The following is a 5,386-nucleotide window of genomic DNA, read 5'->3' on the forward strand; positions in this document are numbered from 1 at the left end:
GGATGTAAAATTGTTTTCTTCGTACCCATGAATCGTTCCTCCCTTCGGGTAATCTTCTAAATTACATTTGGGTTGGAATTATCCTCATTACTAAATGGGCAATAAAAAAACAGGCATTTCAGCCTGCTAACCTTCCGCCACTGATTGGCTTTTTCATATCCGCTATGTGTTGGCGAGTCCTTTTTTGTCACTTCACATAAATTGCTTTCTTTTCTGCTTCGCCAAGTCTTGGTTCCAGTAAAATCAATACTTGCCACCCTTCGGTCATTTTGGTCTTTCTTTGGTGGGTCATCCTATAGAGTGATTAACAGGATACGCCTAAAGTTACAACCCTTTAGGCAGAAATTTCCGTGCTCCTATGTCGCCCGCTTTAGGGTATCCCTATCTAATCCCTCACAAACATTTTCTCTGATATCAGTCTGACATCAGCAAATGATATCACATAGACATCACCCGCTTCTGGTCCAATGGACCAGAAGCTAATAAACCGTCTCCAATAATCTCTCATATGTTGACTGCAGGGACCCACAGCTGTGCAAGAAGGCATAAAGAAAGGCCCCGACTCTCAAAGCAATTTGCCCTAAGAAATCGGAGCCTTCCAGCAGGAACAGCCTAGCACAGCCGTAACCTACAGTAAACATATGTATTTTATTCCTCGTCTTCATAGTCCTCATTTGTTAATAATACAGCTGGAATGTACTCCGTCTTTGGGACCATCTCCTTAATAAGGCGAAAGTATTCTTCAAAGTATTCGCTTGGACAAAAGAAATTTGCTGACTCCCTATGTTTGTCCTCGAAAGTCACTATGATTTCAGTTGCGCCAATATCTGTCACAAACAGAATATCATCACTGTAAAGGTATTTCGGTGTCATCTCTGCCACCTGTTCAAATATGTGCTTAAACAATGGGCTGTCTGTAGAATATGACCACTTACGTGGAATATTCGTCTCAAGATTGCTACAAGGATGTGGCTTGTATTCATATTTTATAGAGGAATCCGTAATTGTCACCTTATCCGAAAATGCCTCATCCACGGGGCCATATCCAGATTCTCCTTTAATTGTAATTCTTACAATATCCATTTTCATCCCCCTCAAGTAACTTCTGGTCCATTGGACCAGAAGTTACTGCTCTGCAATTTCCTGAAGCCGTTCAAGCCAGCGCAATACTGCTCCAGATTCCAAAAAGGACATTAACGCACCATCACAGAACCGTTCTGCTCTTACTGCTGCCAACAGCAAAGCGACTATTGCAACATCATCAAGCTTAGAAACATCTGCCGCTTCCATCGACCTAGTTTCCCATTTAATACCGTTCTTTTCAAGAATGTCGCCATAGTTATGAATTCCCATGTCAGGATTATTCTCATCAAACTTATAAATTGCATGTTCCAACTCGCGAACGCATACAGAATAGTTTACAAATGGGAATTGTATCGGATGCTCCAAAGTACCATTATTTTCATGATCAACAATCCATTTCCCAAAATTATCATCCTTTATTGCAGGTATAAATCTGATTAGATCATCATACTTACTGCTCATTTATATGCCCCACCTTTTCCACTTCTAGTCCAATGGACCAGAAGTTATACTTCCTTAAAAATGTGATTGCTTAAATCAAAGAATACCCAATCTCCTTCGTTGATATCCTTTTCATATAACTCTGAATCTGGTATCTTCATATCTATTTCTGAACCATTTTCATCACGAAGAATTACATTATCCATGACAACATAGTCATCTTGACGTTCTTCGCATCCAAAATCAGGCTCTAATATCTGCTTAACAATATACTTCACTTCTAACAACTCCAAATCAAAATAAAATCCTGCCTAACAACCTTTATAGGATAAATTACCTTCCTTCCACGTTCCAACCACAAGTTGCTTTCCGCTTTTGTCTGTCCATATCACATCGCCTGTATATGAATAGTATTCTCCGAGAATGTAATATTTCCCACGACTAACAAATTCAAACAGTTTAATATCCGTAGGATAACTCTTTAAGTTATCCTTATTTGTCTTGTTGTAACACAAATCCGACACCTGAAACATAGGATCAAAAACAAGTCCTTTATCTTCCAAAAGTTTATTAATTTCAGCCGTCGTTTTTATCTCACTTCGAGCGCCAAAAGTCTTAACATACTCGTTAATAATTTTTGCAGCATCTTCACGACAAGATTGTAAACTCATCCGATTCACTCCTTCTTACATAAGATTTTGTAACTTTCTCATACACTCTTCTTTTTCAGATTGCTCAAGCTTTTCAAAGTAATAGAGAACATCATCAATTTTACCATCTTTTATTACTTCATCAGCTTCGACATCAAGTTCTTGTATTCTTTCTATGGTTTTTTCTGAAAGATACTCTGGCAAAAACTTGATTCTATCTTTCCACTTATGAATGTTTTCACGAGACTTATCCCCAAGTGATAAATTACTATCAACCCAGGCCTTCTCTTTCTCATCCAATCTCTCCGAAACTGATTTAATTAATTCATCAAGAAGCTCATTTACCTCAAAATCAAATTCAGCATCCTTATACTTTTCAATTAACTCAGTAGATATTGTTCCAAACGCTGTACGAGAAACCTCAGATGCATTTAATCTTTCAACATCCGAGTATAGGTCTGATAAGTTTAATCTAGCCTCCTCAAGTGATACCTGATCGTTATAGGATATTCCTTTTTGTAAAATCAGATTAATTCTCTCAATTAAATCTTCAATATCTTCAGATGTCTTTACATCGTACAAATCATCCCAAATATCGGTTATATCCTGTTCGATACGATTTTTTATCTTATCAAGTTCTTTTACACGTTCATCCAATGTACTCTGAACTTGATCCCCATCTCTTCCCAAAGCATTCTTGTATTTAGAAACTCGCTCTTGAAGATCTATGCCCCTTTTCAAAAATTCTTTAATGGCCACATAAGTGGTAAACTTTTCTACTTTGCTATCATTCAAAAACTTTGAGCAGTCCGCTCTTAATTCTTGTCTAGATTTTATTTCTGTCGTATTTTCAAGTTCCCGATCTTTCTGTGCACCTACACGCATAGCATATTCACGGAAGCCTAATTCTTCTAACAACTTCTGCATTTTATTGTTATGATTTCTGAAAGAAGTCATATGTTCTACGTCTTTACAATACTCAGTGGCTATATATCCATCAATCGTATCATCAATACATTTAGTAATTCCGTTTCTTAAATCATTAAGATACTGCTTAGTATTCTCATCAACATCAAAGCCATTATCTTCAAAGTACTTGCTTATTTGCAAATCCTCTAATGCTTCTAATGCTTTTAGTGCGTTATATAAACTTGAGTTTTCAAGAGCCTCTTCGTACTGATCTTCGATTGCAGAAGTCACTTCATCCCACTCTCTTTTGGCAGCACTACCTGTGTCAAGAAGATTTTTCGCTAATAAAAACTCTGTTTCAATCTCCTCAGGTATCTCATCAGACATTGTCATCTGCTCTAACTCTTTTTTCAAAGAGAAAACTTCAGACATAATTCGATTATCCTGAATTCTAGTAAATAATCTTTTATATTTACCTACAACCTCTCCGGCATCGACAACAATAAATGTAGATTTTCGTATCACATCAACATCTATTTTTTTATCTTTTATAACTACAAGTTCTTTCCAGTTATTGATATTCTTGACTTCGCCATTATATCTAAACCTAAGGCAATAACTTAAGTTCGCACATACCACCGCAATCATAAGCGTGATAATATCCTCACTCATTCCATAAGGTGGTCTGCTATAACGAGCAAATATCTCTTCACACTTCTTCTGTTCCTTTTCAGTAAGCTCTTTAACAATTTCGTCATATACTTTTTTAATAAGCCCTTTATTAAGCCAGCCCTCTCTAAGAGCAAACTTCTCATGCCCCTGCAATTTCATTTTGATTTTCATATTATTAACCATATCATGTCCTCTTTATACCAAGTACTTTTCTCATATAACAGCCTGCATTAAAATGTCCTACACATTCAGTGCATCTTTTACACTTGTCATCATCTATTACATATGTAATTTTTCCTGTGCCATCGTCTTTAACACTAATTGCATCATGTTTGCACACGCTTTCGCATGCTTTACAGCCCAAGCACATCTGATATTTTGTTAGCTGACACTGTATTTTCCCTTCTGCAACAGAAAGCGTCTTTGCACCTGCAATATGAATATCTTTAATAATGACTTTAAGCTTATTTTTACCAATTCGGCCTTGTAATACTAAAACAACCTTTCCAGACTTATTTAACACATATACTTCTCCAAGCCTTTTATTTCCTAATTCCCTATTTATATAACCAAAAGGCTTAAACAACTCATATAATTCATCTGTTATTGGTCTTTGAAGATCATAATTAAATGCATTCTCTTCTGTGGCGCATGGCTCAAATGAAACAACCGAAGTCTGAGCTGCTGCTAATCCATTCCCCCCTTGTCTCGCTTTCCAGCCACCTTCATTTACATAATCTTCAGGATCCGGTTTGCCGATTTGTCTTGCAAAATCCACTAATAGTTCATGCCAATGTTTATACTGATCATACATGTGAACCTTTGCTAAAAATTCCGACCAGCCACCATTATTAGGACAACACCAGCAACCAACTCTTGTCCAGCCAAGTCTGTAAGCATAGTTAAAATCAATCCCGGTAGTCAGCAAATAAAGCCAAACATCATAATCAATCCAATCTATAATTGGAGAAAACACTGTTTGTTTAGCTATCTTAGGACTTTGGCTCTCTCTCTCATACTTACTTCTACTTGCAGACTCGTTATGTCGTATTCCTTGAAAACTAAGAATATTCGTTTTGTTTTTAAAAGCAGAAGATATTGTCTTTTGTATTGCTCCCGTTTTAAACACAGTACAACACCAGCGCATCACTCTACTCGGTGGTCCAACCACCTGGCATAAATCCTCAAAATTCTTTTCACGGTTTTTTGCTACCAAAACCTTAACTCCGCACGCTTCGTTGTCTTCATCACGTCGATTAAATCGTTTCTTATACTCAAGTGTATATGGAAACTCCAATGTAGTATCACCAAATACATGTAACACATCGTTTGAGCCTAAGGCCGTCCTAACAATATGAGATGTTACGGTAGAATCTTTTCCGCCACTAAAAGACACCATCATATCTTCTATAGGGTAGCGCTTAACATATTTTTGAACTTCCCTTGTAGCCTCCTCTGTGATTTCATTAAAGCGATCAACATTAGCTCTTATGCGTATCTGCTCAATGGTCGCTTCATCAACGCCGCACTCACGCAGCAGCTTTTCCTCCGCTTCTTTCCAGATACGCCATTTCCTGTCCTCCCGTCCGTGGTTGTATGCCATTCTTACTTCCTCCAATCAGAATTGATTG

The 5,386-nt window shown here is 37.3% G+C and carries 6 protein-coding genes and 1 pseudogene; all 7 read right to left on the reverse strand.

From position 1 onward, the window contains the following. Positions 1-648: 648 nt before the first annotated feature. A complete protein-coding gene (locus tag K6G87_RS15215; protein WP_094141193.1) occupies positions 649-1,083 on the reverse strand; it encodes a hypothetical protein in 435 nt (144 codons plus the stop codon). 42 nt (positions 1,084-1,125) lie between these two features. Next, positions 1,126-1,545, reverse strand: coding sequence for a DUF6508 domain-containing protein (locus K6G87_RS15220; RefSeq protein WP_296839126.1), 420 nt, complete (start codon positions 1,543-1,545; stop codon positions 1,126-1,128). Between the two features lie 44 nt (positions 1,546-1,589). Further along, positions 1,590-1,802 carry a hypothetical protein gene (locus K6G87_RS15225; RefSeq protein WP_200809145.1) on the reverse strand — a complete coding sequence of 71 codons (213 nt, stop codon included), beginning with the start codon at positions 1,800-1,802 and terminating at the stop codon, positions 1,590-1,592. Positions 1,803-1,835: 33 nt separating this feature from the next. After that, a complete protein-coding gene (locus K6G87_RS15230; RefSeq protein ID WP_094141195.1) occupies positions 1,836-2,195 on the reverse strand; it encodes a DUF7225 domain-containing protein in 360 nt (119 codons plus the stop codon). 15 nt (positions 2,196-2,210) lie between these two features. Then, positions 2,211-3,938: a hypothetical protein gene (locus K6G87_RS15235; protein ID WP_094141196.1), complete on the reverse strand. Its 1,728-nt coding sequence runs from the start codon at positions 3,936-3,938 to the stop codon at positions 2,211-2,213. A 1-nt stretch (position 3,939) separates the two neighbouring features. Then, positions 3,940-5,157 (reverse strand): phosphoadenosine phosphosulfate reductase domain-containing protein, encoded by a 1,218-nt coding sequence (locus K6G87_RS15240; RefSeq protein ID WP_330655013.1) that lies wholly within the window; start codon positions 5,155-5,157, stop codon positions 3,940-3,942. Between the two features lie 80 nt (positions 5,158-5,237). Further along, positions 5,238-5,358, reverse strand: a pseudogene (locus K6G87_RS15245) (sigma-70 family RNA polymerase sigma factor); the annotation flags it as partial. Positions 5,359-5,386: the final 28 nt, after the last annotated feature.

Source organism: Butyrivibrio sp. (genome assembly GCF_024699075.1).

Coding starts and splice junctions, on each gene's coding strand:
- K6G87_RS15230 (WP_094141195.1), bottom strand. CDS start 2,195: ATGAGTTTACAATCTTGTCGTGAAGATGCTGCAAAAATTATTAACGAG.
- K6G87_RS15215 (WP_094141193.1), bottom strand. CDS start 1,083: ATGGATATTGTAAGAATTACAATTAAAGGAGAATCTGGATATGGCCCC.
- K6G87_RS15220 (WP_296839126.1), bottom strand. CDS start 1,545: ATGAGCAGTAAGTATGATGATCTAATCAGATTTATACCTGCAATAAAG.
- K6G87_RS15235 (WP_094141196.1), bottom strand. CDS start 3,938: ATGGTTAATAATATGAAAATCAAAATGAAATTGCAGGGGCATGAGAAG.
- K6G87_RS15240 (WP_330655013.1), bottom strand. CDS start 5,157: ATGATGGTGTCTTTTAGTGGCGGAAAAGATTCTACCGTAACATCTCAT.